The following is a 25,396-nucleotide window of genomic DNA, read 5'->3' on the forward strand; positions in this document are numbered from 1 at the left end:
ATGGTGGGCGCACCAGGGCTCGAACCTGGGACAAGCTGATTAAGAGTCAGCTGCTCTACCAACTGAGCTATGCGCCCCCATTTCTGGGGTCATTGCCCGGAAGGCGGCGGCTATACCAAGGCGGGTTCGCCTTGTCGATAGACTCTTTTGAAGGAAATTTTGCAGGCCTGCTTACCGTGTCCGGGGGAGCTGGGCGTCGCGGTAGACGTTGACACCGATCAGCAGGCCGCAGGCGAACATCACCGACAAGAGCGCGGTGCCGCCGTTGCTGACCAGGGGCAGCGGCACGCCGACGACGGGCAGCATGCCCATCACCATGGCGGTGTTGATGAACACGTACAGGAACATCATCGCCGTGACGCCCAGCGCCAGCAGGCGGCCGAAATGGTGCTGGCTGCGGAAGGCGATGGAGAAGCCCCAGACCAGGACCAGCGCGAACAGGGCCAGCAGCACGCAGGCGCCGGCCATGCCCCATTCCTCGACATAGGTCGTGAAGATGAAGTCGGTCTGCTTCTCGGGCAGGAAGTTGAGCGACGACTGCGTGCCCTTCAGGAACCCCTTGCCGAACAGGCCGCCCGAGCCGATGGCGATCTTCGACTGGGTGATGTGATAGCCGGCGCCCAGCGGATCGCGGTCGGGATCGAGGAAGGTAAGCACGCGCTTCTTCTGATAGTCGTGCATCAGCGACCAGGCGATCGGCAGGCAGGCCACGGCGCTGATGCCGGCCGCCAGGAACATCCAGATCCGCACGCCGGCCACGAACAGGAGCGCACCGCCGCCCATCAGCACCATCATCGCGGTGCCGAGATCGGGTTGGACCATGACAAGCCCGACCACGACCAGGATCATGGCGAGCGGCGGCAAGGCGTAGAGGAACTGCCCAGCCTGCTCGCGCCGCAGCCCGTGATAGTAGCGCGCGATCACGAGGATCACCGCGACCTTGGCGATCTCCGACGGCTGGATCTGCATCGGGCCGATCACCAGCCAGCGCTGGGCGCCCATGCCGATCTTGCCGATCACGTCGACCGCGACCAGCATCAGCACGGACACGATGTAGATCGGCCAGGCAAGCGTCAGCCAGACCTTGGGATGAACCAGCGCCACCACCAGCATCAGGATCAGGGCAGAGCCGTAGCGCACCGCGTGTCGGGCCGCCCACGGCTCGAAGCGCCCGCCGGCCGCGGAGTAGAGTGCCAGCACGCCCACGCCGGCGATCGCCGTCAGCACCAGCACGAGCCCCCAGTTGATGCGCCAGATCTTCTCGGCGAAACCGACCGGCGCCGGCGCGTCGAGGGCCAGGCTGCTGCCCATCGCGGTGAGGCTCATCGCGACGCCATCTTCTTGAAGCGGTCGGTGCGGCGCGACGGATCGCGCTTCATCGTCTCGACCAGCACGTCGCGCCCGATCGGCCCCGCGGTCGCGCCGCCCGCCTGCCCGTGCTCGACGATCACGGCGCAGGCATAGCGCGGATTGTCGACCGGCCCGTAGCAGACGAACAGCGCATGGTGGCGGAGGTGCCAGGGCAGCGAGGCCTGGGTGATGCCCATCTCTCGCTCGCGCTCGGTGATGCGCTTGACCTGCGCGGTGCCGGTCTTGCCGGCAAAGGTGAATTCGGCCTGCTTGACGCGCAGTGCGTTGGCGGTGCCGTGGCCGGCATTGACCACGTCCGCCATGCCCTGCCGGACGATCGCGAGATGTTGCGGATTGAGCCGCAGCGACGGCGCCGTCGGCCTTGTGCGCGGCACCGGCGGCACCAGTTCCTCGCGCGGCGTGGCCTTCGCCAGCAGCAGGTTGGGCTGGACCTCGTACCCCCCGTTGGCGATGCGCGCGGTCATGATGGCGAGTTGCAGCGGCGTCGCGGTCATGTAGCCCTGGCCGATGCCGAGGTTGAACGTATCGCCGTGCTGCCAGGCCTTGCCGACCTTCTCCTGCTTCCAGGCGCGGGTCGGCTGGTTGGCCGCCGATTCGCCGGGCAGGCCGAGTTCGCTCACCTTGCCGAAGCCCAGGCGCTGGGCCATGTCGCTCACACGGTCGATGCCCGCCCGCCGCGCCGCCTCGTAGAAGAAGCAGTCGCACGACATGGCGATCGCCTCGGAGACGTTGGTCGAGCCGTGACCGCCCTTCAGCCAGCAATGGAACTTGATCTTGCCCAGCTCGAGGTAGCCGGGACAGGGCAGCCGGGTCCACGGGTCGATCGCCTTCGACTCGAGCGCCGCCAGCGCCGTCACCATCTTGTAGGTCGAGCCCGGCGGATAGACGCCGGCGATCGCCTTGTTGTGCAGCGGCCTCTGGGGATCGTCGAGCAGGTCGCGCCATTCGCCCTGCGTAATGCCGCGCGCGAAGGTCGAGGGATCGAAGCCCGGCGTCGAGACCATGGCGATCACGTCGCCGGTGACGACGTCCAGCACCACCACGGAGCCGCTCTGGTGCTCCTTCATCTTCTCCGCGGCGAAGCGCTGGATGTCGAGATCGATGGTGAGCAGCGCATTGGCGCCGGGCTGTCCCTCGGTGCGGTCGAGCTCGCGCACGACGCGGCCCACGGCGTTGACCTCGACCTGGACGGCGCCGGCGCGGCCGCGCAGATCGTCCTCGAACGAGCGCTCGACGCCCTTCTTGCCGAACCGCATGGTCGCGAGCTGCAGCACCGGATCGTCGCGGCCGGCGAGATCCTCGTCGGCGACGCGTCCGGTGTAGCCCACGATGTGGCTCATCAGCTCGCCTTCGGGATAGTCGCGCGACTGGCCGAGATCGATGAACACACCGGGAAGGTCGGGCGCGTTGAACTCGATCCGCGCCACCTCCTCCCAGCCGAGATTCTCGCGCACGACGACGGGCTGCGCGTTGCGGCTGCGGCGCAGCTCGCGCAGCAGGCGGGCCTTGTCGGCGTCGCCCAGGGCCAGGATCTGATCGAGGCGCTCGACCAGCACGTCGACGCCGCGGCCGCGATCGGAGGCCGCCATGACGCGGAAATTGTTGCGGTTGACCGCGAGCGGAGCGCCGCCGCGATCGAAGATCAGCCCGCGCGACGGCGGCAGGAGCCGCATGCTGATGCGGTTCTCGTCCGCCAGGTTGGCGAAACGGTCGGTTTCCACGACCTGGAGCTGGTAGAGGCGGCCGGCCAGTGCGGTCAGCAGCACGGCCTGCGCACCGCCCAGCACGAGGGCGCGGCGCGTGAACAGCCCGCTGCGCTCGCCGTCACCTTTCCTGAAGTGTTTCATGGGCGGAAATGCTTCATGGCGTCGTCTCGCCGGGCCGCGCCGACCCGCGCGACAGTTCGGGCACGTTCAGCGGGTCGCGGGCGCGCACGCGGGCGAGCAACGGGGCAATGAGCGGATAGATCACGACCACCACGACATACTGCAATATCGCCGGCACCGGATCGATGAGTGCCCAAGTCCACAATGTAGTGAAGGCCCAGACCAGCGCCACGAACCCCCAGCACAGGATGCAGAAGCCCGCCCACTGGAACAAAAAGGGCACGCCCACCAGATAGCGACGATTGGACATGACCGCGGCGCGAACCAGCACGAAGCCCAGCGCGCTGACACCCACGGGCGCGCCCGGCCCGCCCAGCAGCAGGTCGAGCAGGATGCCCATGGCCAGCAGCAGCGGCCCCGGCAGCCGTTCGGGCGCTGCCAGGCTGAACTGGAAGACCACCAGCACCGGCAGGAGCGGCAGTGTGTCCGACAGGTAAGGAGCGCGCAGCGGCGCCAGGGTCAGCAGGACGAAGAACAGCAGCACCGTGCCTGGAAGGGCTGCCCTGCCCCAGCGATCAAGGATCGCGAGCGTTCCATCGACGCGCATGTCAACGGGACCTCACAGCGGTGCCGCCCGGCGGCGTGGCGGGTGCCGGTGCGGCCGCGCCCGTTCCGACCAGTCCTGTCACGCCGTAGTCGACGACCCTCACGAACTCGAGGCGCGAGAAATCGGTGAAGGGCCGGACGCGGACGCTGCCGTCGCTGGTCTCGACGACCTCGCCCACAGGGATGCCGACCGGGAAGCTGCCGCCATGACCCGAGGTGATGATGCGGTCACCGGTCTGCACACCGGCGATGCTCGGCAGCAGGGTGAGGCGCAGCCGGGGTGAATTGTCGCCGGCCAGGATGGCCCGCTCGCGGGTGCGCTCGACCAGCACCGGCAGGCGGGAGTTGACGTCGGTCACGAACAGGACACGCGAGCTGTTCTCGCCGACCTCGGCGATGCGCCCGGCAAGTCCCTCTCCGGTGACGACGGCCTGGCCGGGCGCGACGCCGACCCGGCGGCCGACATTCAGCAGCGCGCCGCGCATATAGGCGCTGACGCTGTCGCCCACGAGGCGGGCGGTGATGAACGACGCTTCGGGCCCTTCGCGGAACCTGGCGAGGCTCCTCAACCCCTCGTTCTCGTTTTCCAGCCGCCGCGCGGCGGTCTGCCAGGCAAGCAGGCGGGCGTTCTCCTCGCGCAGGCGGGCGTTCTCTTCGCGCAGCGAGGCGAACTCCCGGAGATCGGCGATGGCACGGTTGGCATAGGCGACGGGCCGGGCAATCGCTTCGAGGACCGGGCTCACCACGTCGAGCGCCAGGACGCGAGCATGTTCGACCAGGACGGTGTCGGCCTTGCCGACCAGCATGGCGCCGAAGGCTGCGATCACGAGCAGGCCAAGGGCAAAGCGCTGCACCACGGTGCGCACTTGGCTCGCGACTACCTCGAAGTCGTCCCGAATCGCCATGTCCTGCCCATACTAACCCAAGAGGGCGGCGGCGCGGCCTGTTAGTACATCGACGAAAGGACGCCGCGCAGTCGTACGATATTCTCGACAGCATGGCCCGTGCCAAGGGCGACGCAAAGCAGCGGATCCTCGGCCACCGAGACAGGCAGGCCGGTCGCCTGGCGCAGCACGGTGTCCATGTTCGCGAGCAGCGCACCGCCGCCGGTGAGAACGATGCCCTTGTCGACGATGTCGGCCGCCAACTCCGGCGCGGTGTTCTCCAGCGCGACCTTCACCGCCTCGACGATGGCGCTCACCGGCTCCTGCAGGCTCTCGGCGATCTGCCGTTCGGTGATGACCAGCTCCTTCGGGACGCCGTTCATCAGGTCGCGGCCCTTGATCTCCATCGTGCGGCCCTCGCCGTCGTCGGGCGGGCAGGCGGAGGCGATGGTCTTCTTGATGCGCTCGGCCGAGCTTTCACCGACCAGCAGGTTATGATTGCGGCGGATGTAGGCGATGATCGCCTCGTCCATCTTGTCGCCACCGACGCGCACCGAACGCGGATAGACGATGCCGCCCAGCGACAGCACCGCCACCTCTGTGGTGCCGCCGCCGATGTCTACAACCATCGAACCGGTGGGCTCGGTCACCGGCAGGCCGGCGCCGATCGCGGCCGCCATCGGCTCCTCGATCAGCCAGACCTTGCGGGCGCCGGCGCTCTCGGCCGATTCCTGGATGGCGCGGCGCTCGACGGCGGTGGAGCCGGAGGGCACGCAGACCACGATCTGCGGATGGGCGAAGCTGCGGCGATTGTGCACCTTCGAGATGAAGTGCTTGATCATCGCCTCGGCGACTTCGAAGTCGGCGATGACGCCGTCGCGCAGCGGGCGGATCGCCTGGATGTTGCCGGGGGTACGGCCCAGCATCATCTTGGCCTCCTCGCCGACTGCGAGGACCTGACGCTTGCCGGTCTGCGTGGTGAGCGCCACGACCGACGGCTCGTTGAGAACGATGCCCCGACCCTTCACGTAGACCAGCGTGTTCGCCGTACCGAGGTCGATGCCCATGTCCGCCGAAAATAGCCCGATGACGCGCGACAGCATTGAGTTAAGTCTCTGTAATTACGGCGAAATCTTGAATATTTGGCGCCATTCCGAGGTCCGGCACCGGGGTGCGACCGGGTTTAGACCGGCAGGGCAAGGCTCGCAAGGCGATTCAAACCGCCAGCAGCCATGGTCACTGTTTGTGCTCCTCCGCGATTCGTCGCTGCTGAAAATGCGCGCCACAAGCGCCTTACGCACCCGCGAGACGACGCTCCTGCCGCTCGAGCCAGGCCATGACGTCGGCGCGGCGACCGGCCTCGATATGCGCCCATTGATGCGACTTCAGCTCCTCGCCGCCGCCCGAGCGCCAGTATTCCTTCACGACGAGCATCTTCCACGGCGCAGCGCCGCTCCTGCGCCCCGTGGTGACCTCGACGGTGAAGCCGTGGCCGGCGCCGGCATAACTGTGCCGCTCGCGCTGCCAGTCGACGCCGTCGATGCTCCACGCCGTCCGCGGCACGCGCGACGTGCCGGGCTCCAGCAGGCGATCGACGATGCGAAAGAACGACGCGTCGCCGATCTTGCGCACTAAGCGGCCACCAACAAACGACCGACCTCACCCTGAGGAGCGCGCCGCAGGCGCGCGTCTCGAAGGGTGCGCAACCCGCACATCGTTGTTGAAGTCACCCTTCGAGACGGCGCTGCGCGCCTCCTCAGGGTGAGGTCTGTATTGATCTTGCGCACCTCTAGAGGCCCATCATCTTGGCGATGGTGTTGCGCTGGATGTCGTTGGTGCCGCCGCCGATCGAGCCGACCCGCACGTCGCGGAACAGGCGCTGGATGTCGTGCGCCATCGTGTAGCCGGCGCCTCCCATGATCTCCATGGCGAGATGGGCGCATTTGAATTCGCCATCGGTGCCCTGGATCTTGGCGATCGCCGTCTCCTCGACGGGATCCAATCCGGCATCGAGCATGTCGGCCAAGCGATAGGTCAGGGCCTGCGTCGTGCGCAGCAGGATGCGCATGTCGGCGAACTTGTGCTGGATCGCCTGGAATTTCGAGATCGGCTGGCCGAACTGCACGCGCTCCTGGGCGAAGCGCTTGGCGTACTCGATGGCGAAATGCATGTTGCCGCAGGCCTGCGCCGCGAGACACAGGCGCTCGAGGTTCAGTCCCTTCATCAGGCCCGACCAGCCGCGATTCTCCTCGCCGATCACATGATCGGCCGGCACGAACACGCCGTCGAAGAAGATCTCGTTGGCGTGCGTGGTGCGGCGGCCGAGCGTCGGCAGCGGCTTCATGGTGAGACCGGCGGCACGCGCATCGACCCAGAACAGGGTCACGCCCTTGTGCCGCGCCTCGCTGTCGGTCTTGGCCACCACCATCAGATAGTCGGCGACGTGGGCTGCGCTGATATAGAGCTTCTGGCCGGTGATGCGATAACCGTTGCCGTCGCGCACCGCGCGCGTCTTGATGCCCGAGGCATCCGATCCGGTGTCGGGCTCGGACAGTGCGAAGGCCGACTTCAATCTGCCGGCACAGATTTCCGGCAGGTAGCGCCGCCGCAGATGCTCACCCGCCGTGAGCTGCAGGTGCATGCCGCCATAGACGACGGTCGGCAGGTAGAGCGAGGACGCGCCGCTATAGTGACGCGCCAGCGCCTCGACCAGCACGACGAGATCCTTGCGGCTGCCGCCCATGCCGCCATAGGCGGGATCGTAGGGCAGCGCCATGTAGCCCGCTTCCGCCAGCGCATCGAACGCGGCGTGCGGAAACGCCGAGTCCTCGTCGAGCTTGCGGATGTCTTCCGGCGGCAGCACGCGGGCCAGCAGGTCGGCGACGTTACGCCGGATCAGGACCTGTTCGTCGGTCAGGCCGAATTCGTCGAGGGTGCTCATCTCCTTGCTGCCAGGGGCTAATCGAACACCACGACGCCGCGCGCGACTTCGCCCGCCATCATGCGCTTGAAGCCCTCGTTGATCTCCTCGAGCCGGTAGGTGCGGCTGATCAGGCCGTCGATGTTGAGGCGTTTGTTCATGTAGTGGTCGACCAGCACCGGGAAATCGAGGTCGGGCCGCACCGAGCCGTAGAAGGTGCCGCTCATCGTCTTCTCGGCGAACACCATCATCATCGGCGAATACTGCGCCTTCACCGTGGCCGCCGAGATGCCGACCGCAACGGCGTGGCCGCCCGGCGCCAGCGCGTCGAAGGCCAGCGCCTGCGTCCGGTCGATCGACACCGCGTCGAAGGAATAGTCGACGCCGAGGCCGCCGGTGATCTCCTTCACCTTCTTCACCGGGTCGTTGTCGGTCGCGGTGTTGACGGTATGGGTCGCGCCGAAGGTCCTGGCCATCTCGAGCTTGTTGTCGAGGATGTCGGCCGCGATGATCTTGGAGGCGCCGGAGAGCATGGCGCCCTGCACGGCATTGAGGCCGACGCCGCCGCAGCCGATCACCAGCACGGTCGAACCGGCCTCGATCTTCGCATGGCGCGTCACGGCGCCCACGCCGGTCGCCACGCAGCAGCCGACGAGGGCCGCCTGCGGCCACGGCATGTCCTTGCGGATCGGGATCACCATCTCCTCAGGAACCACCACCTCCTCGGCGAAGGTGCCGATGCGGGCCATCTGGTTGATGCCCTCGCCCTTGTGCTTCAGCCGCAGGGTGCCGTCGTACTGCGATCCCGGCGGCACAGCGGCGCGGCCGATGCAGAGCACGGTGCGGCCCTGGGTGCAGTAGCGGCAACGCCCGCAGTGCGGGCGGAACGAGAAGATCACGTGGTCGCCCGGCTTCACCGTGGTGACGCCCGGCCCGCATTCCAGGATCTCGCCGGCCGCTTCGTGGCCGGGCACGATCGGCATCGGCGACGGCCAGTCGCCGTTCATGATGTGCCAGTCGCTCTGGCAGACACCCGACGCCTTCATCTTGACGCGCACTTCCATCGCCTTCGGCGGGTCGAGCTCGCATTCGACGACCTGCAGCGGCTCGTTGGGCTTGAACAGAACGGCGGCCTTCATTGAATTTCCTCCCGAAAGGTTGGCGGCACTATATCATCGCGCCATGAGCAAAACCCTCCTGATCACCGGCGGCGCCTCGGGCATCGGCGCCGAGACCGCCCGCCGCGCCGGCGCGCGCGGCTATCGTGTCGCAATCAACTATCGAAGCCGCGATGCCCAGGCCAAAGCCGTGGTCGCAGACATCGAGGCCAAGGGTGGCCAGGCGATCGCCCTGCCCGGCGACATGGCGCATGAGGCCGACATCGTCCGCCTGTTCGAGGAGACCGAGCGCGCGCTCGGGCCCGTCACGCACCTGGTCAACAGCGCCGGAATCGACCCCAGCCGTGGTCGCATCGACGAGTATGAGCGCGAAGTGATCGCCAATCTGTTTGCGGTGAACGTCATCGGCCTGATGCTCTGCTGCCGCGAGGCAACCCGACGCATGTCGAGCCGGCATGACGGCAGGGGCGGCGCCATCGTGAACGTCTCGTCCATGGCGGCGACGCTGGGCGGACGCCGCGGCGCGTCGGCCTATGCCGCAACGAAGGGCGCGGTCGATGCCTTCACCAAGGGCTTTGCGCGGGAAGTCGCCGCCGAGGGCATCCGGGTCAACGCGATCCGCCCCGGTCCGGTGATGACCGAAATGACGGAGGGGCGTCTCAACGAGCCGGGCGTCCTCGCCGCCGTCGCCGCGTCGCTTCCGATCCAGCGCATCGGCGAGGCGCATGAGATTGCTGAAGCGATCCTGTGGCTGCTATCGGACGAGGCCTCCTTCATCACCGGTGCGATGCTCGACGCCTCGGGTGGGGGCTACATCATCTAGGGCGGGCTTCAGGCCCCACGACACGATACGATCGGCCCATGAACAAGACCCTCCTGATCACCGGCGGCGCCTCGGGCATCGGCGCCGAGACCGCCCGCCAGGCCGCGACGCTTGGCTATCGCATCGCCATCAACTACCGAACCCGCGACACGCAGGCCAAGAAAGTGGTGGCCGACATCGAAGCCAGGGGCGGCAAGGCCATCGCCCTGCCCGGCGACCTGGCGCGCGAGGCCGACATCGTCCGCCTGTTCGCAGAAACCGAGACGGCGCTGGGGCCGATCACCCATCTGGTCAACAGCGCCGGCACCAATGGGCGACGCGGCCGGGTCGACGAATACGATGCCGAGGTGTTGGCCAATCTGTTCGCCACCAACGTCGCCGGCCTGATGCTGTGCTGCCGCGAGGCGGCGAAGCGCATGTCGACGCGGCATGGCGGCAAGGGCGGCTCGATCGTCAACGTCTCGTCGATGGCGGCGACGCTCGGCGGACGGCTGGGCTCCTCCGCCTATGCGGCCAGCAAGGGCGCCGTCGACGCCTTCACCAAGGGCTTTGCCCGCGAGGTCGCGGCGGAGGGCATCCGCGTGAACTCGCTGCGGCCGGGCATGGTGCTGACCGAGATGACCGAGGGACGGCTGAAGGACCAGGCTTTCCGCGCCAGCATCGAGGCATCGATTCCGATGGGCCGGGTCGGCACCTCGGCCGAGATCGCCCGGGCGGTCCTGTGGCTCCTGTCGGACGAATCGTCCTTCATCACCGGCGCGATGCTCGATGCGTCGGGGGGCGGTTACATCATTTAAGACGCCTGCCGCTCCGAGTTGCTCTGCACCACCTCATCCTGAGGAGGCCCGAAGGGCCGTCTCGAAGGATGGGCAACGGACGTGGTGCGCGTGCCCATCCTTCGAGACGCGCTCCTGCGGAGCGCTCCTCAGGATGAGGGTGTTCGTTGACGATCGAGTCAAACAAAAACGGGCCCCGAAGGGCCCGTTTCCATGTCGCGCGTAGTGCTTAGTTCTTGGCCTTGTCGACCAGCGCCTTTTCCTTGATCCACGGCATCATGCCGCGCAGCTTCTCGCCGATCTCCTCGATCGGGTGCTCGGACATGCGCTTGCGCATCGCCTTGAACGAGGCCTGGTTGACCTTGTTCTCCAGCATCCAGTCGCGGGCGAAGCGGCCCGACTGGATGTCGTCGAGAACGCGCTTCATCTCGGCCTTGGTCTCCGCCGTCACGATGCGCGGGCCCGAACGGTACTCGCCGTACTCGGCGGTGTTGGAGATCGAGTAGTTCATGTTGGCGATGCCGCCCTCGAAGATGAGGTCGACGATCAGCTTCACCTCGTGCAGGCACTCGAAGTACGCCATCTCCGGCGCGTAGCCCGCCTCGACCAGCGTCTCGTAGCCGGCCTTGATCAGCTCGACGAGGCCGCCGCACAGCACGACCTGCTCGCCGAACAGGTCGGTCTCGCACTCTTCCTTGAACGAGGTCTCGATGGTGCCGGCGCGACCGCCGCCCACCGCCGACGAGTAGCTGAGCGCGATCTCGAGCGCGTTGCCCGAGGAGTTCTGCGCCACCGCCACCAGGCAGGGCACGCCGCCGCCGCGGACATACTCGGAGCGCACGGTGTGGCCCGGGCCCTTCGGCGCGATCATGAACACGTCGAGGTCAGCGCGCGGCGTCAGCAGGTTGAAGTGGACGTTGAGGCCGTGCGCGAAGGCGAGCGCCGCACCCTGCTTCATGTTGGCGGCGAGATCGGCGTTGTAGATGTCCGACTGCAGCTCGTCCGGGGTCAGCATCATCACGATGTCGGCCCACTTGGCGCCTTCGGCCGGGCTCATCACCGTGAAGCCTGCGCCCTCGGCCTTCTTGATCGTGGCCGAACCGGGCTTCAGCGCGATGCGCACGTCCTTCACGCCCGAATCGCGGAGGTTCATGGCGTGGGCATGACCCTGGCTGCCGTAGCCGACGATCAGGACCTTCTTGCCCTTGATCAGGTTCACGTCGGCATCACGATCGTAGTAGACACGCATAGGGGCCAATCCTCCTGGCAGCTGCTTCTTGCAAAGAACGGGGGTTAGTAGACAACCCGGCTCGCAAAAACCAGCCTCGAATCCCGTCTTATCGCATGTCCCCCTTGCGCTTCTACATATGGTATGCGTGACGGAGGGTGACCCAAGCCCCGCAGATCCCCGAGGAAAGCCCGCTATGTCCCTTCGCTCCGCCTTCGTCCCCGCGTCCGCCATTGCGCCATTGGCTCTGGTGCTGGTTGCCTGCTCCCAGCCCTCCGACGCCCCGACGAACCCGGCCACCCCGATGCCGGGCATCGACTACGCCGTGGAGAATTCGACGGTGCATGGCGCGGCACGGGCGATGCGCAACCATACCTGGATGTGGACCCGCGGCCCCGGCCCGGTCCAGATCCACTACTCGACGGCGGACGGCCGAGACCTGGTCTGGATGGTCGGCCAGCGCCGCATCTTCCAGGGCGAATGGATGGTCCAGAACACCAGCGATTCGAGCGGCCAGCAGATCACCCAGATCTGCCTGCGCTACCCGGGCGTGAATTACGGCGGGCTGAGCGCCACGCTGACCTGCCGCCCGGCCGGCACCTTCCTGGGCGAGATGCAGCAGCGCGAGGGCGGCGACCCCCTGCAGATGAACGGCCGCACCCAGGCGCTGTTCGTGATCGACAAGCCGCCGGCCAACCTGGCCGAGATCGAGGGCCGCGTCGCCTCGATCAAGGGCCTGTCCAACTACTAGCGGTCGAGCGCCAGCTTCAGGCCCAACAGCGCCAGCGCGCCACCCATGAACCGGTCGAGCCAGAGCTTGGTTCGCCGGTAGAAGGCGCGCGCGGTCTCGCCCGAGAAGAGCAGCGCCAAGAGCGCGAACCAGCAGAATTCGTTGATTGCCACGATGGTGAGCACCGTGGCGTCCATCCAGGCCGGCGGCTGGGCGGGCAGCAGCGAGACGAAGATGCTGCCCATGAACACCATGACCTTGGGATTGCTGAGCTGCAGCAGCAGCGCCTTCAGGAAACCCTGCCAGACGCCGGCACGCACTGCGGCGGGATCGGCCTCCGGCAACGGCGCACCGGCATGGCGCAACAGCATGAAGGCGAGATAGAGGAGGTAGATCGCGCCGCCGATCCGGAAGGCGACGTACAGCCACTCGAAGCGCGCGAACAGGATCTGCAGGCCGTAGAGCGCGGCCGCCGCCCAGGCGAGCGCGCCCAGCATCATGGCGAAGGCCGCCAGCAGGCCGGCACGGCGGCCCGAGACGGCCGCCGTCTGGATGACGAGGACCGTCGACGGGCCGGGGCTCGCCACCGCAAGCAGATGGACGACCGCGAGCCCGGCGAGGGCCGCGACGTACTCCACGCCTAGAGCGCCTCGCCGCCGCGCGACATGGCGACGATGCCGGTGCGCACGACGTCGACCAGCCCGAGGTTCTCCATCAGGCCGACGAAGGTCTGGACCTTGTCGGTGTTGCCGGTGACCTCGAAGACGAAGGAATCGGACTTGGCGTCGATCACCTTGGCACGGAACACGTCGGCGAGGCGCAGTGCCTCGACGCGCTTTTCGCCGACGCCCTTCACCTTCACCAGTGCCAGTTCGCGCTCGATATGCGGGCCCTCGACCGTGAGGTCGCGCACGCGATAGACCGGCACCAGGCGATCGAGCTGCGCCTTGATCTGCTCGATGATCATCGGCGTGCCCTTGGTCACGATGGTGATGCGCGACTGGCTTTCCTGGGCGTTGGTCTCCGCGACGGTCAGGCTCTCGATGTTGTAGCCGCGGCCGGAGAACAGACCGACCACGCGCGCCAGGATGCCCGGCTCGTTGGCCACCAGCACGGAGATGGTATGGGCGACGATCGTATCCTTGCTCACACCAGCACCATGCCTTCTTCCGACACCTTCGCGGACTGCTTGTCGTCCGGACCCAGCAGCATCTCGTTATGCGCCGCCCCCGACGGGATCATCGGGAAGCAATTCTCCTTCTCGTCGACGATGACGTCGACGATGACGGGATGCTTCAGCTCGATCATCTCCTTGATCGTGTCGTCGAGCTTGTCCGGATCCTCGCAGCGCAGGCCCCTGGCGCCGAACGCATCGGCGACCTTCACGAAGTCGGGCAGAGATTCCGAATAGCTTTCGGAATAGCGGCCGCCATGCAGCAATTCCTGCCACTGCCGGACCATGCCCATGTAGTGGTTGTTCAGCACGAAGATCTTCACCGGCAGGCGGTACTGCGCCGCCGTCGAGAGCTCCTGGATGTTCATCAGGATCGAGGCTTCGCCCGCCACGTCGATGACCAGCGCCTCGGGATGGGCGATCTGCACGCCCAGCGCCGCCGGGAAGCCGTAGCCCATGGTGCCGAGGCCGCCCGAGGTCATCCAGCGGTTGGGCTGCTCGAACTTCAGGAACTGCGCCGCCCACATCTGGTGCTGGCCCACTTCGGTCGTGATGTAGTGGTCCTTGTCCTTGATGTGGTGATAGAGCCGCTCGAGTGCGAACTGCGGCTTGATCACCTTGTTGTTCGGCTTGTAGGCGAGGCAGTTGCGCGCGCGCCAAGTATCGATCTGGGCCCACCACGCCTTCAGCGCCTTCTGGTCGACCTTGGGCTGTTTCGCCTTCCAGGCCTTCACCAGCTCTTCCAGGACGATGCCGGCATCGCCCACGATGGCGAGGTCGACACGAACGTTCTTGTTGATCGACGACGGGTCGATATCGACGTGGATCTTCTTCGAGCCCGGAGAGAACTTCGTCAGGTTGCCGGTGATGCGGTCGTCGAAGCGCGCGCCGATGTTGATCATCACGTCGCAGCCGTGCATCGCCAGGTTGGCTTCGTAGGTGCCGTGCATGCCCAGCATGCCGAGGAACTGCTTGTCCGACGCCGGAAACGAGCCGAGGCCCATCAGCGTGTTGGTGACCGGATAACCCGTGAGATGCACGAACTGGGTCAGCAGCTTCGACGCCTTGGGGCCGGCATTGATGATGCCGCCGCCGGCATAGAACACCGGGCGCTTGGCCCCCGCGATCATCTCGATCGCCTGCTCGATCTTCTTCGGATCGGGCTGGGTCTGCGGCCGGTAACTCTTGTGCGTCACCGCGACCTTGGGCGGCGCCACATACTCGTGCTTGTTCATGAGCACGTCCTTGGGCAGGTCGATGACGACCGGGCCCGGACGGCCGGAGCGCGCTACGTAGAAGGCCTCGTGGACCGAACGCGCGAGGTCGCCCACCGACTTCACCAGGTAATTATGCTTAGTGCAGGGGCGCGTGATGCCGGTCGTGTCGGCTTCCTGGAAGGCGTCGTTGCCGATCAGGTGGGTCGGCACCTGGCCGGTCAGGCAGACGATGGGGATCGAATCCATCAGCGCGTCCGTGAGGCCGGTCACGGCGTTGGTCGCGCCGGGGCCCGACGTCACCAGCACCACGCCGACCTTGCCGGTCGAGCGTGCATAGCCTTCGGCCGCATGCACGGCCGCCTGCTCGTGGCGCACCAGCACATGGCGGAGCCGGTTCTGCTTGAAGAGCGAATCGTAGATCGGAAGGACGGCACCGCCGGGATAGCCGAAGACGACCTCGACTTCCTCGTCGATCAGGGCTTTCACCAACAGATCGGCGCCGGTCGTGGCGGACTCCTCGGGCTTCATCACAGCGATCTCCTTCTGACAAATGTGCCGCAAAACGGGGGTTTTGCGGCGCGGCGGAACATAGGGGCCGGGTTTGGGCCGGTCAATCGAAAACGACCGAAACGCAAAGTTTCAGGCGTCCAGATTGTCCAAATATTTCTCAATCTGACCTAATACTTGATCAACCCTCGGATCAAACACCAGATCTGGTGTTATCTGATGCCGAAACCACGTCATCTGGCGTTTGGCGTATTGCCGAGTGTGGTCGATACCGACCCTCCGGACCTCCTCGAGCGCCATTTCCCCTCGGAAATGGCGGAAGAACTCCGGGGCGCCATGCGCCTTGAGGCCCGGCCATGCCGGATCGGGATGCCGGTCGAAGACGGCGCGAACTTCGGCTTCCACGCCCTGGGCCAGCATGACGTCGAAGCGACGCTCGATCCGCTCCCGTAGCCAGGCGCGGTCGGGCGACAGCAGCACCGTCGCGAACCGCCAGGGCGCTCCCGAGGCCTCGCCTTCCTGCCAGTCGCTGAGCGGCCGGCCGGTCGCCTGCCACACCTCCCAGGCCCGCACATGGCGCTGGCGGTCGCCGGGCTTCAGCCGGGCAACGATGTCGCGGTCGTGGACCTCCAGGCGCGCGCGAAAGGCATCGGCCCCGAGTGCGGCCCAGTCGGCGTTCGCCTGCTCGCGCAGCCCGGCGGGGACCTCGGGGATGGTCGCAATGCCCTTCATCAGGGTGCGCAAATAGAGGCCCGAGCCGCCGCACAGGATTGGAACGCGGCCCGCCTCCAGGGTGCGCTCGATCTCGGCGGTGGCCATCGTGCGCCAGCGCGCGGCCGATACGGCCTCGCTGAGCGGCAGCACGCCGTAGAGCGCGTGTGGCGCCCGCGCCCGCTCCTCCTGAGCCGGCTGCGCCGTCAGGATCGGGAAGGCGTCATAGGTCTGCATCGCATCGGCATTGATCACCGTGCCGCCCCGACGTTCGGCGAGCGCCAGCGCCAGCGCCGACTTGCCGCTGGCAGTCGGTCCGGTGACGACGATGACGGAGGGTCTCGCTTGCGAAATCATGGGCCGGCGCACTGTTTGCAAATCCGCGACCCCGCCGCTAGAGCCGGGGCGTGAAAAACGTCCTCGTCCTGATCTCCGATCCATCCCGCCCCGCCGTGACCGAAGCAGCGGTTGCCGCCGCCACCGATGCCCTGAAGAGCGGCGGCGCCACCGTCGGCGCGCCCGACTGGCTCGACGGGGAAATCGCCTGCGATCTGCCGTTCGACGGCCCTGCCGCGCCTGTGAGCCTGCCCGGCGTCGATGCGGTCGCCCTGCCCGCCGCGGGGCGGCGCAAGAAGCTGCTCGTTGCGGACATGGAATCGACCATGATCCATAACGAGATGCTCGACGAGCTGGCCGAGTTCCTGGGCCTGCGCGAGAAGATCGCCGGCATCACCGCGCGCGCCATGAACGGCGAGATCGATTTTGCCGGCGCCCTCGAGGAGCGGGTCGGCCTGCTGAAGGGCCTGCCCGTGGGCCGCCTCGACGAGGCCGCGACGCGCATCCGCTACATGCCGGGCGGCGCCACGCTGGTCGCGACCATGCAGAAGCACGGCGCCTACTGCGCCCTGGTGTCCGGCGGCTTCACCTACTTCACGGCCATGGTGCGCCGGTCGCTGGGCTTCGATCTCGACGCCGCCAACGTGCTGCAGCATGACGGTACGTCGCTGGCCGGAACGGTCGCACGGCCGATCCTCGGCAAGGAGGCCAAGCTCACGACCCTGCAGCGGCTGGCCGGCGAACGCAGCATCACCGTCGGCGACGCGGTGAGCGTCGGCGATGGCGCCAACGACCTGCCGATGCTCAGGGCCGCCGGCCTCGGCGTCGCCTTCCACGCCAAGCCGGCGGTGGCGGCCCAGGTGCCGGCCCGCATCGAGCATGGCGACCTGAGCGCTCTGCTCTACCTTCAGGGCTATCGCCGCAGCGACTTCGAAGAGAGGAAAGACCCATGACCGACGTCCAGCAGATCGTCCTCGCCAAGCGCCCGGAGGGCGACGTCACCGCGGACTGTTTCCGCTCCGAGACCGCCACGCTCCCGGCGCTCACCGACGGCCAGATCCTGATCGCCCAACGCTTCCTGTCACTCGATCCCTACATGCGGCCGCGCATGACCGAGCTGCGCTCCTACACACCGCCCTTCGAGCTCGACAAGCCGCTCACCGGCGGCTCGGTCGGCGAAGTGGTCGAGTCGAAGAACCCGCGCTTCGCCAAGGGCGACATCGTGATGGGCATGCTGAACTGGGCTACCCACACGGTCCATGACGGCAAGGGCCTGCGCAAGATCGACCCGGCAGGCATTCCCCTGTCGGCCTATCTCGGCGTGCTGGGCATGCCGAGCTTCACTGCCTGGTACGGCATCAAGCACATCTGCAAGCCCAAGGCGGGCGAGACGGTGTTCGTGTCGGCCGCGACCGGCGCCGTGGGCCAGGTGGCGGGCCAACTCGCCAAGCTCGCCGGTGCCCGCGTCGTGGGCTGCGCCGGCGACGAGCAGAAGTGCCAGTGGGCGGTGCGCGAGGCCGGTTACGACGCCTGCTTCAACCACAAGACCGAAAGCGACGTCGCCGCGGTGCTCGACAGGCTCTGCCCCCAGGGCATCGATGCCGATTTCGAGAATGTCGGCGGCAGGATCTTCCACGCCGTCTTCGCGCGCCTGAACAATTTCGGCCGGGTCGCCTTCTGCGGCGCCATCTCCGAATACCAGGACGCGACGCCGATGGCCGGCCCGGAGAAGATGTTCACCATCGTCCAGCGCCGCCTCACCTTGCAGGGCTTCATCGTCTCCGACCATGTGGCCCTGATGGGCGAGTTCGTGAACGAGGTCGGCGGGCTGGTGGCGTCCGGCAAGCTGAAGAGCCGCGAGACCGTGATCGAAGGCCTCGCCAAGGCACCCGAGGCCTTCATGGGCCTGCTCAAGGGCGAGAATTTCGGCAAGCTGGTGGTGAAGGTCTGACCCCTGTCGTCCTGAGCGTTAGCGAAGGACCTCGCAGAACGATCAGACGACGCCCTGTGTTGTGGACGTGAGGTCTTTCGCTACGCTCAAGACGACAAAAAGCAAAAGGCCGCGCGATGCGCGGCCTTTCGTTTGATCGGAAGCGAGACCTACTTCTGCAGCCGCAGCGCGGCGAAGCGCGGGTCGCCCTGGCGCTCGACGAATAGGAGCACGGAGCGCTTCTTCTGCTGCTGCAGCTTGGTCACGAGATCCGACACTTCCTGCGGCGTCGTCACCGGCTTCTGGTCGACCTCGAGGATCACGTCGCCTGCCTGAAGCTGCTTCTCGGCCGCCGGGCTGTTGGGCGCCACCTTGGTGACGATCACGCCCTTCACCTGATCGGAGAGACCGTAGCGTTCGCGCAGCTGGTCGGTGACCTTCTGCAGGGTGAGTCCGAGCTGCTCGATGGTCGAGGTCACCGGCTGGTCGGGCTCGGCCGGCTTCTTCTGACCGCCCTGGGCGGAAGTGTTCTGCTTCTCGGCCTCTTCTTGTTCGCCGACACGCAGCTTCAGAGGCACTTCCTTGCCGCCGCGCCACACCACGACGTCGACAGTGTTTCCGACGCGGGCATTGGCCACGACCCTCGGAAAACGCCGCAGGTCGAGCACGTCCTGGCCGCCGAACGAGAGAATGATGTCGTTGCGCTTCAGGCCCGCCTTGAAGGCCGGCCCGTCGGCGGTGACATTCGCCACCAGCACGCCGCGGGCACGATCGAGGCCGAAGGAATCGGCGATGTCGTCGGTGACGCTCTGGTAGCTGACGCCGATCCAGCCACGCTTCACCTTGCCGAACTCGCGCAGCTGGTCGGCGACCTGCTTCACCATGTTCGACGGGATCGAGAAGGCGAGACCGGCATTGGTGCCGGAGGGCGAATAGATCGCAGTGTTGACGCCGATCACCTCGCCATCGGTGTTGAACAGCGGACCGCCCGAGTTGCCCTTGTTGATGGCGGCGTCGGTCTGCAGGTAGTCGTCGAGCGAATCGTTCAGCGAACGGCCGCGCGCCGAGATGATGCCGGCGGTCACCGAATGGCCCATGCCGAACGGATTGCCGATGGCGATCACCCAGTCCCCGACCCGCGACTTGTCCGAATCGCCCCACTTCACCGCCGGCAGCGGCTTCTTGTTGGGCGGCTCGACCTTGAGCACGGCGAGGTCGACGCGGCTGTCGGATCCGACCAGCTTGGCCTTGAGCTGGGTGTCATCGCGGAAGATGACGGTGATGTCCTCGGCGCCCTGGATCACATGGTTGTTGGTGACGATGTAGCCTTCGCCATCGATCACGAAACCGGAGCCCAGCGACGTACCACGACGCTTCTGCTGCTCCTCGCCGCCACGCTTGTCGAAGAACTCCTTGAAGAGCTCCTCGAAGGGCGAGCCGGGCGGAAGCTGCGGCATGTCGCGCAGGCGCGGGCCCTGCTGGGGCACGTTCTGCGTGGTCGTGATGTTGACGACGGTCGGCATCAATTTATCGACCAACTCGGAGAAGCTCTCCGTCGGCTGGCGGGCCCAGACGGGCTCCGCCGTGACGAGGCCCAGCGATGCAATGGCCGCGAGAGCGGCGCTGCGGAAATACACTTGAAAATCGCCTAGAATCACGACCGACCTCCAACGGCGCTCAAGGCCAAACGGTCGGTACGGCCGGCGCCGCGCGTTAGAGTCACTGTCTACATGTGGGCCGATTGTGGCGCAAATAAAGTGCTCGTTATCGGGCCCACTTTTGCTGGGGTTTTCGACCGTGCCAAAAAAGAAACCGGCGGCGTGGCAGGAGTGCCACAGCCGCCGGTTCGGTACGGTATTTGCCGGATCCTACTTCTTCGGAAGGACCATTCCGGCGGGGTCGTTGAAGTAGCGGAAGAAGTCGTTGTCCGGGCTCAGCAGCATGGTCGAGCCGCCCGAGCCGAACGCCTGCTTGTAGGCCTCCATGCGCCGGTAGAAGGCGTAGAAGTCCTTATCCTTGCTGAAGGCCTTGGCGTAGATCTCGGTCGCCGCCGCGTCCGCCTCGCCTCGCAGGATCTGACCCTTCAGCCCGGCATCGGCCTTGATCACCGCGACTTCGCGGTCGGCCGTAGCCTTGATGCGGGCATTCTCCTCGTCGCCCTCGGCGCGGAGCTGGCCGGCCTCGCGCTCGCGATCGGTCTTCATGCGGTTGTAGACCGACTGGGAGTTGGCCTGCGGCAGGTCGGCGCGCTTGATGCGCACGTCGACCGTTTCGACGCCCAGCTCCATGGTCTTGACGTTCACCCGCCGGGTGATCTCGTCCATCAGGTTGGCGCGCTGGTCGGTCAGAACCGCATGCAGCGGCACCGACGACAGCACACCGCGGATCTCCGAGTTGATCAGCGAGTCGAGCAGCCCCCGCAGGGACGTTTCGCCGCCCGGGACGGTCTGCGCATAGCGCTTGGCCGCCACGATCTTGTAGCGGGCATAGGCATCGACCACGAGGCGCTTCTGGTCACCCGCGATGATCTCGAACTCCTCGGCTTCGTAGTCGAGCAGCCGGCGGTCGATCCGCTGGATGTCCTGGATCCACAACGGAATCTTGACGTACAGGCCGGGCTCCGTCTTCGGTTCGCCGACGATGGCGCCGAACTGGCGGACCAGCACCTGCTTGGTCGGATCGACCGTGTAGAAGGTCTGCGTCAGGACGAAACCCAGGAACGCGAGCGCGATCAGGGCGATGATGGAACGGTTGCTCATCGCGTGGCTCCCGGCAGGGGCTGGGGCGGCCGCGGTGGTTGCGGCCCAACGCCCGGCGTCTGGCCCGAGCGCAGCTCCGGCAGCGGCAGGTAGGGCAGTACACCGCCATTGTTGGTCGTCCCCTTGTCGACCAGGACCTTGTTCACGTTGCGCAGCACCTCTTCCATCGTATCGAGGTAGAGACGTTCCGTCGTGATGTCCTTGGCCTTGGCCCACTGCTCGTAGACCTGGTCGAAGCGTTGCGCATCGCCGCTGGCGCGCGCGATGATCTCGGCCTTGTAGGCTTCGGAGCGCTGGACGATCGACTCGGCCTCGCCCTTCGCCCTCGGGAGCTGCTGGTTGCGGTAGGTGTTGCCCTCGTTGATCAGCTTCTCCTTGTCGGCACGCGCCGCCTGGACGTCGCGGAACGCCGCGATGACTTCCTGCGGCGGGTCGACGCGCAGGAGCTGGATCTGCGAGATGCGGACGCCGAGCCCGTATTCGTCGAGCATGCGCTGCAGCAGGTCCTTCGTGTCCTGCTCGATGCGGCTGCGGCCTTCGGTCTGGGCATATTGCAGGTTCGACTTGCCAATCACCTCGCGCATCGCGGCTTCGGCGCCGGCCCGCACGTTCTCCTCGGGATTGCGCACGTCGAATGCATACTTGTAGACGTCCTTGATCTGCCACAGCACCGCGAACTCGATGTCGACGATGTTCTCGTCGCCGGTCAGCATCAGGTTTTCCGTGGAAGTGGGACGCGGGCCGCGGCTGTAGGGCGTGGAAACCTGGTTGCCGCGTGAGCCGATGACGGTGCGGCGCTGGTCCTGGACGTTCACGACCACGACATTGCCGATCGGGGCCGGCAGGTTGTAGTGCAGGCCGGGCTCGACGGGTTTGCCGTAGGGCTTGCCGAACACGAGCTGGATGGCCTGCTGGTTGGGCTGCACGCGGAAGAAGCCGGTTGCGAGCCAGATCACGAGAGCGCCGAGCACCACCAGCGCGATGCCCTTGTAGGAGCCGAAACCGCCGGGAATGAGGTTCTTGAGCCGCTCCTGGCCCTTGCGAATGACGTCTTCCATGTCGGGCGGGCGCCGCGAGCCGAAAGGTCCGCCACCGCCGCCGCCCCGGTTGCCGCCGCCGCCGCCGCCCCAGGGACCACCGCCACCGCCGGAGCCGCCGCCTCCACCGCCCCCGCCCCAGGGGCCGCCGCCGCCATTGTTATTCCACGCCATTTTCACCTCAAGGGCCCCTGCTGCCGCTTCTGACCGCGCTTGGGCGCGTTGTCGCTTTTGATTTCCAGACGCGCTGCATATATGTGACGACAGGCACACCTTCAATCAAGCGGCGGACGCGAAATTGCGCCGCAGCGGAAGCAGCAGAACATGGCGGAAATCAGCGAAACGGCCATCCGCAAGGTTCTCGATACCATCATCGATCCGGTGACGGGCCGCAGCGTCGCGGCGTTGGGCATGGTGAGCGGCATTGCAACGCGCGCCGGTCATGTCGCGATCACGCTGGACGTCGATCCCGCCCGCGGCACCGCGCTCGAGCCGCTGCGGCAGGCCTGCGAGCAGGCGATCCGGGCGATGCCGGGCGTCCTCTCGGCCACCGCCGTCATGACGGCGGAGCGCGCCGCACCTGCACCGCCGCCCGCGCCCGGCGGCCATCATGGCCACAGCCACGGCACCCCCGCAGGCAACACAACTGCTGGCAAGACGACCGGCGGCGGCGGCCGCATCGACGTGCCGGGCGTGAAGCACATCATCGCCGTGGCCTCGGGCAAGGGCGGCGTCGGCAAGTCGACGACCGCGGTCAACCTGGCACTCGGCCTCGCCGCCAACGGCCTGGCCACGGGGCTGCTCGATGCCGACATATACGGCCCCTCGATGCCGCGCATGCTCGGCGTCACCGAGAAGCCGGAATCGGTCGACGGCAAGATGCTGAAGCCGATCGAGAAGTACGGGCTGAAGACCATGTCGATCGGCTACATCGTGGCCGAGGACACACCGATGATCTGGCGCGGGCCCATGGTATCGAGCGCGCTGGAGCAGATGCTGCGCGACGTGCAGTGGGGCGAACTCGACGTGCTGGTGGTCGACATGCCGCCCGGCACCGGCGACGCCCAGCTGACGCTCGCCCAGCGCGTTGCGCTCGCCGGTGCGGTCATCGTCTCGACGCCGCAGGACATCGCGCTGGTCGACGCGCGCAAGGGCCTCAACATGTTCCGCAAGGTCGCCGTGCCAGTGCTCGGCATCGTCGAGAACATGAGCTACTTCCTCTGCCCCAAGTGCGGCGAGCGCTCCGAGATCTTCGGCCATGGCGGCGCTCACGAGGAAGCCGACAAGCTCGGCGTGCCTTTCCTGGGCGAGGTCCCGCTGCATCTCGACATCCGCACCACGTCCGACAGTGGCCATCCCATTGTCGTCTCGAAACCCGACAGCGCCCACGCGCAAGTCTACAAGAATGTCGCCGGCCGCGTCTGGAAACAGCTCTCCGCCAATCAGCGCGGTGCCCGCAAGGCCCCGAACATCGTGGTGCAGTAGCCTAGGGTAGTTGGTGTTTTAAAGAAGACGAAGGGTCCCTCACTACGTTCGGGATGACATCGTTTGCTTGATCGGCGCACTGCGCAGATCCCAGCAAAATTGTCATCCCGAACGTAGTGAGGGACCTTTTCCTCATTTGCGATTCACCGTCTTGCGCTTGCTCGGCCGCCAGCCCGGGCGCCATTTGCCGATCATGCCGTGGACGCCGATCATCGAGCCGGCGACCAGTTCGAGGGCGAGGAAGCGGCGGTCCTCGACCCAGCCGGGGAGCTGGATGTTCAACGCGAGATCGCGGCGGAAGCCGAACTGGTTGTAGTACTCGGGATCGCCGACGAGGATGATGCGGCTGTGGCCCAGCATGCGCGACTGCGCCATCGAGTGCCACATCAGCGCCTTGCCGTAGCCCAGGCCGCGCAGTTCCGGCGCGATGGCGAGCGGCCCCAGCATGACGGCGGGCCACTTGTCGTGGATCAGGATCGGCCAGTTGCGGATCGAGGCCACCATCCGGTCCTTCTGGTCGATCGCCACGAAGCACAGTTCGGCAATCGGCTTCACGCCTTCGCGAAGCCGGTAGACCGTCTTCTGCTGGCGGTCGGGCCCGAAGGCCGCCTCGTTCATCGCCTCGACCGCCACACCGTCGCGCGGCCGCTCGCGCAGCAGCCTGAGCCGGCCGGGGTCGCGGATCACGTCGCCTGCCCGAGGGCCGCCATCAGCTCGCGCCATTCGCGGGCGCTCAGCCCGCTCGACTTCTGGTCGACCGTCTCGCCGGCCAGCATGCGCTTCACGATGGCGAGGCCGGTCTTGGAAAGATGCGTGCCGCCCAGTCGGTATTCGACGAAGGCGTCGTGGCTGATCGGGCACCAGCGCTTCAGCGTGTCGAGCATCGTCTCCGCATAGACGCGGATCTCGTACTGCGCATGGGCATCGGCGCGCAGCGACAGGAAGTGCATGAGGTTGTGGAGGTTCGTCTTCCAGTACCACTGGGTATAGAAGCCGAGCGACAGGTTCATGCGCGCGAGCTCGCGCGCGAGGCCGGAGCGTTCGGGATCGAGCGGCGCGCCGCCCTCGCCCTCGTTCAGCATCTCGAGATAATGCTCGTAGACGAGTTCCGCGTCCTTCCTGAGCAAGTCGAAGACACGCTCGGCTTCCCTGCCCGCCAGCACCTGGTCGCGACCCTGCCGGTTCATCGCGCTCTGCGCCGCGAGATGCTCGGGCTTCGGCACATAGAACTCGTTGTCGAGGATCGAGTAGCGCGCGGAATATTCGTTCACGTTGGCGGTGCGATGGCGGATCCACTGGCGCGCCACGAAGATCGGCAGCTTCACGTGGTACTTGATTTCGCACATCTCGAACGGCGTCGTGTGACGGTGCCGCATGAGATAGTTGATGAGGCCGCGGTCCTCGCTGACCTTCTTGGTGCCGCGGCCGTAGCTCACGCGCGCGGCCTGCACCACGGCGGCATCGTCGCCCATGTAGTCGACGACGCGGACGAAGCCGTGGTCGAGCACCGGCAGCGCCCGGTAGAGGATCTCCTCCAGCGCCGGAGCCACGGGGCGCAGGGTCGGCTGGACCCCGGCCCGGGCCTGGTCGATTTCTGCCTGCTGGTCGCTGGAGAGGGGCATCGGTTCGTTGTCCTTGTTTTCGCCGGACGTTATGCGGGGAATCGCGCCGGGCGGGCAAGGATCGAGGCCCGGCCACCTTCAAAAAGCCGGGGGAAGAGCCTATATAGACGGTGTCGGGAAACCGACTATGGCGATAAACGCCGCGTGGCATAAGCGTTTCGGACCCGGGGGCAGTACCCGGCGCCTCCACCATTTCTCTCCGCCCCCGGGCGGAACCGATGGGGGCGAACCAGGATCGACGAGCGTGGTAAAGGCGCGGTTTTTGCCCGGTATGGTTCCGCCGTGACGGGCCATTCACAAGTGCTAACGATAACACCGTTACACTCGCTGCTGCCG

At 66.7% G+C, this 25,396-nt stretch carries 24 protein-coding genes, 1 tRNA gene and 1 other RNA gene; 7 read left to right on the forward strand and 19 right to left on the reverse strand.

Going from position 1 to position 25,396, the window contains the following annotated elements; all coding sequences use genetic code 11:
• Position 1 precedes the first annotated feature (1 nt).
• From EPO41_RS21495 to EPO41_RS21535, 9 genes are all read right to left on the reverse strand, one after another.
• Positions 2-77 (reverse strand) — tRNA-Lys (locus tag EPO41_RS21495).
• 94 nt (positions 78-171) lie between these two features.
• On the reverse strand, positions 172-1,326 hold the full coding sequence (rodA, locus tag EPO41_RS21500; RefSeq protein ID WP_296329475.1) for a rod shape-determining protein RodA: 1,155 nt from the start codon (positions 1,324-1,326) through the stop codon (positions 172-174).
• The gene (gene mrdA / locus EPO41_RS21505; RefSeq protein ID WP_296329479.1) at positions 1,323-3,218 is read right to left on the reverse strand and encodes a penicillin-binding protein 2; all 1,896 of its coding nucleotides are present in this window, start codon (positions 3,216-3,218) and stop codon (positions 1,323-1,325) included. Before mrdA ends, rodA begins: the two co-directional genes overlap by 4 nt.
• Positions 3,219-3,231: 13 nt before the next feature.
• Positions 3,232-3,804 carry a hypothetical protein gene (locus EPO41_RS21510; protein ID WP_296329482.1) on the reverse strand — a complete coding sequence of 191 codons (573 nt, stop codon included), beginning with the start codon at positions 3,802-3,804 and terminating at the stop codon, positions 3,232-3,234.
• A 1-nt stretch (position 3,805) separates the two neighbouring features.
• Entirely contained in the window at positions 3,806-4,708 is a 903-nt protein-coding gene (gene mreC, locus EPO41_RS21515; RefSeq protein WP_296329484.1) for a rod shape-determining protein MreC, read from the reverse strand.
• A 41-nt stretch (positions 4,709-4,749) separates the two neighbouring features.
• Complete coding sequence (locus tag EPO41_RS21520; RefSeq protein ID WP_295141534.1) at positions 4,750-5,790, reverse strand: rod shape-determining protein; 1,041 nt, start codon at positions 5,788-5,790, stop codon at positions 4,750-4,752.
• 190 nt (positions 5,791-5,980) lie between these two features.
• Positions 5,981-6,319, reverse strand: coding sequence for a hypothetical protein (locus tag EPO41_RS21525; protein ID WP_296329487.1), 339 nt, complete (start codon positions 6,317-6,319; stop codon positions 5,981-5,983).
• A gap of 157 nt (positions 6,320-6,476) precedes the next feature.
• Positions 6,477-7,628, reverse strand: coding sequence for an acyl-CoA dehydrogenase family protein (locus EPO41_RS21530; protein WP_296329490.1), 1,152 nt, complete (start codon positions 7,626-7,628; stop codon positions 6,477-6,479).
• Positions 7,629-7,645: 17 nt separating this feature from the next.
• Positions 7,646-8,746, reverse strand: a complete 1,101-nt coding sequence (locus EPO41_RS21535; protein ID WP_296329494.1) for a Zn-dependent alcohol dehydrogenase — start codon at positions 8,744-8,746, stop codon at positions 7,646-7,648.
• Between the two features lie 43 nt (positions 8,747-8,789).
• Between EPO41_RS21535 and EPO41_RS21540 the strand changes: the two genes are divergently transcribed.
• A complete protein-coding gene (locus EPO41_RS21540) occupies positions 8,790-9,548 on the forward strand; it encodes an SDR family oxidoreductase (RefSeq protein ID WP_296329499.1) in 759 nt (252 codons plus the stop codon).
• 38 nt (positions 9,549-9,586) lie between these two features.
• Positions 9,587-10,345, forward strand: coding sequence for an SDR family oxidoreductase (locus tag EPO41_RS21545; RefSeq protein WP_296329502.1), 759 nt, complete (start codon positions 9,587-9,589; stop codon positions 10,343-10,345).
• A 208-nt stretch (positions 10,346-10,553) separates the two neighbouring features.
• Here the strand turns inward: EPO41_RS21545 and ilvC are convergent, their stop codons facing one another.
• Positions 10,554-11,573, reverse strand: coding sequence for a ketol-acid reductoisomerase (gene ilvC / locus EPO41_RS21550; protein WP_296329504.1), 1,020 nt, complete (start codon positions 11,571-11,573; stop codon positions 10,554-10,556).
• 175 nt (positions 11,574-11,748) lie between these two features.
• Between ilvC and EPO41_RS21555 the strand changes: the two genes are divergently transcribed.
• Positions 11,749-12,303, forward strand: a complete 555-nt coding sequence (locus tag EPO41_RS21555) for a hypothetical protein (RefSeq protein WP_296329506.1) — start codon at positions 11,749-11,751, stop codon at positions 12,301-12,303.
• On the opposite strand, the gene EPO41_RS21560 is transcribed toward EPO41_RS21555, so the two are convergent.
• From EPO41_RS21560 to miaA, 4 genes are all read right to left on the reverse strand, one after another.
• Positions 12,300-12,920, reverse strand: coding sequence for a LysE family transporter (locus EPO41_RS21560; protein ID WP_296329510.1), 621 nt, complete (start codon positions 12,918-12,920; stop codon positions 12,300-12,302). The two genes, EPO41_RS21555 and EPO41_RS21560, sit on opposite strands and share 4 nt — an antisense overlap.
• Before the next feature lie 2 nt (positions 12,921-12,922).
• Positions 12,923-13,432 carry an acetolactate synthase small subunit gene (gene ilvN / locus EPO41_RS21565; protein WP_296329513.1) on the reverse strand — a complete coding sequence of 170 codons (510 nt, stop codon included), beginning with the start codon at positions 13,430-13,432 and terminating at the stop codon, positions 12,923-12,925.
• On the reverse strand, positions 13,429-15,201 hold the full coding sequence (locus EPO41_RS21570; RefSeq protein ID WP_296329516.1) for an acetolactate synthase 3 large subunit: 1,773 nt from the start codon (positions 15,199-15,201) through the stop codon (positions 13,429-13,431). Before EPO41_RS21570 ends, ilvN begins: the two co-directional genes overlap by 4 nt.
• Positions 15,202-15,312: 111 nt before the next feature.
• Positions 15,313-16,248, reverse strand: coding sequence for a tRNA (adenosine(37)-N6)-dimethylallyltransferase MiaA (gene miaA / locus EPO41_RS21575; RefSeq protein WP_296329519.1), 936 nt, complete (start codon positions 16,246-16,248; stop codon positions 15,313-15,315).
• A 50-nt stretch (positions 16,249-16,298) separates the two neighbouring features.
• On the opposite strand from miaA, the gene serB reads away from it, so the two are divergent.
• Positions 16,299-17,180 (forward strand): phosphoserine phosphatase SerB, encoded by an 882-nt coding sequence (serB, locus tag EPO41_RS21580; RefSeq protein WP_296329521.1) that lies wholly within the window; start codon positions 16,299-16,301, stop codon positions 17,178-17,180.
• Positions 17,177-18,178 (forward strand): NADP-dependent oxidoreductase, encoded by a 1,002-nt coding sequence (locus EPO41_RS21585; RefSeq protein WP_296329524.1) that lies wholly within the window; start codon positions 17,177-17,179, stop codon positions 18,176-18,178. Before serB ends, EPO41_RS21585 begins: the two co-directional genes overlap by 4 nt.
• A 149-nt stretch (positions 18,179-18,327) precedes the next feature.
• Here the strand turns inward: EPO41_RS21585 and EPO41_RS21590 are convergent, their stop codons facing one another.
• From EPO41_RS21590 to hflK, 3 genes are all read right to left on the reverse strand, one after another.
• Complete coding sequence (locus EPO41_RS21590) at positions 18,328-19,794, reverse strand: DegQ family serine endoprotease (RefSeq protein ID WP_296329527.1); 1,467 nt, start codon at positions 19,792-19,794, stop codon at positions 18,328-18,330.
• A gap of 231 nt (positions 19,795-20,025) precedes the next feature.
• Complete coding sequence (locus EPO41_RS21595) at positions 20,026-20,916, reverse strand: protease modulator HflC (RefSeq protein WP_296329530.1); 891 nt, start codon at positions 20,914-20,916, stop codon at positions 20,026-20,028.
• Positions 20,913-22,127, reverse strand: coding sequence for an FtsH protease activity modulator HflK (gene hflK, locus EPO41_RS21600; protein WP_296329532.1), 1,215 nt, complete (start codon positions 22,125-22,127; stop codon positions 20,913-20,915). The genes EPO41_RS21595 and hflK overlap by 4 nt, the downstream gene beginning before the upstream one ends.
• A 150-nt stretch (positions 22,128-22,277) precedes the next feature.
• On the opposite strand from hflK, the gene apbC reads away from it, so the two are divergent.
• Positions 22,278-23,438: an iron-sulfur cluster carrier protein ApbC gene (apbC, locus tag EPO41_RS21605; protein ID WP_296329534.1), complete on the forward strand. Its 1,161-nt coding sequence runs from the start codon at positions 22,278-22,280 to the stop codon at positions 23,436-23,438.
• A gap of 132 nt (positions 23,439-23,570) precedes the next feature.
• On the opposite strand, the gene EPO41_RS21610 is transcribed toward apbC, so the two are convergent.
• Both EPO41_RS21610 and thyX read right to left on the reverse strand, forming a co-directional pair.
• The gene (locus EPO41_RS21610) at positions 23,571-24,125 is read right to left on the reverse strand and encodes an N-acetyltransferase (protein WP_296329537.1); all 555 of its coding nucleotides are present in this window, start codon (positions 24,123-24,125) and stop codon (positions 23,571-23,573) included.
• Positions 24,122-25,060, reverse strand: a complete 939-nt coding sequence (gene thyX / locus EPO41_RS21615) for an FAD-dependent thymidylate synthase (protein ID WP_296329540.1) — start codon at positions 25,058-25,060, stop codon at positions 24,122-24,124. Before thyX ends, EPO41_RS21610 begins: the two co-directional genes overlap by 4 nt.
• Before the next feature lie 73 nt (positions 25,061-25,133).
• Between thyX and ssrA the strand changes: the two genes are divergently transcribed.
• Positions 25,134-25,396, forward strand: a transfer-messenger RNA (tmRNA) gene (gene ssrA, locus EPO41_RS21620); the annotation flags it as partial.

Origin of the sequence: Reyranella sp. (assembly GCF_004297265.1) — a bacterium.
Taxonomy (GTDB): Bacteria; Pseudomonadota; Alphaproteobacteria; order Reyranellales; family Reyranellaceae; genus Reyranella.

Bases quoted from the DNA above. Each gene is read 5' to 3' on its own strand.
- EPO41_RS21510 (WP_296329482.1), bottom strand. From the start codon at position 3,804: ATGCGCGTCGATGGAACGCTCGCGATCCTTGATCGCTGGGGCAGGGCA.
- EPO41_RS21520 (WP_295141534.1), bottom strand. From the start codon at position 5,790: ATGCTGTCGCGCGTCATCGGGCTATTTTCGGCGGACATGGGCATCGAC.
- EPO41_RS21530 (WP_296329490.1), bottom strand. From the start codon at position 7,628: ATGAGCACCCTCGACGAATTCGGCCTGACCGACGAACAGGTCCTGATC.
- ilvC (WP_296329504.1), bottom strand. From the start codon at position 11,573: ATGCGTGTCTACTACGATCGTGATGCCGACGTGAACCTGATCAAGGGC.
- EPO41_RS21585 (WP_296329524.1), top strand. From the start codon at position 17,177: ATGACCGACGTCCAGCAGATCGTCCTCGCCAAGCGCCCGGAGGGCGAC.
- mrdA (WP_296329479.1), bottom strand. From the start codon at position 3,218: ATGAAACACTTCAGGAAAGGTGACGGCGAGCGCAGCGGGCTGTTCACG.
- mreC (WP_296329484.1), bottom strand. From the start codon at position 4,708: ATGGCGATTCGGGACGACTTCGAGGTAGTCGCGAGCCAAGTGCGCACC.
- EPO41_RS21595 (WP_296329530.1), bottom strand. From the start codon at position 20,916: ATGAGCAACCGTTCCATCATCGCCCTGATCGCGCTCGCGTTCCTGGGT.
- miaA (WP_296329519.1), bottom strand. From the start codon at position 16,248: ATGATTTCGCAAGCGAGACCCTCCGTCATCGTCGTCACCGGACCGACT.
- EPO41_RS21570 (WP_296329516.1), bottom strand. From the start codon at position 15,201: ATGAAGCCCGAGGAGTCCGCCACGACCGGCGCCGATCTGTTGGTGAAA.
- EPO41_RS21555 (WP_296329506.1), top strand. From the start codon at position 11,749: ATGTCCCTTCGCTCCGCCTTCGTCCCCGCGTCCGCCATTGCGCCATTG.
- hflK (WP_296329532.1), bottom strand. From the start codon at position 22,127: ATGGCGTGGAATAACAATGGCGGCGGCGGCCCCTGGGGCGGGGGCGGT.
- EPO41_RS21545 (WP_296329502.1), top strand. From the start codon at position 9,587: ATGAACAAGACCCTCCTGATCACCGGCGGCGCCTCGGGCATCGGCGCC.
- thyX (WP_296329540.1), bottom strand. From the start codon at position 25,060: ATGCCCCTCTCCAGCGACCAGCAGGCAGAAATCGACCAGGCCCGGGCC.
- EPO41_RS21535 (WP_296329494.1), bottom strand. From the start codon at position 8,746: ATGAAGGCCGCCGTTCTGTTCAAGCCCAACGAGCCGCTGCAGGTCGTC.
- EPO41_RS21540 (WP_296329499.1), top strand. From the start codon at position 8,790: ATGAGCAAAACCCTCCTGATCACCGGCGGCGCCTCGGGCATCGGCGCC.
- apbC (WP_296329534.1), top strand. From the start codon at position 22,278: ATGGCGGAAATCAGCGAAACGGCCATCCGCAAGGTTCTCGATACCATC.
- rodA (WP_296329475.1), bottom strand. From the start codon at position 1,326: ATGAGCCTCACCGCGATGGGCAGCAGCCTGGCCCTCGACGCGCCGGCG.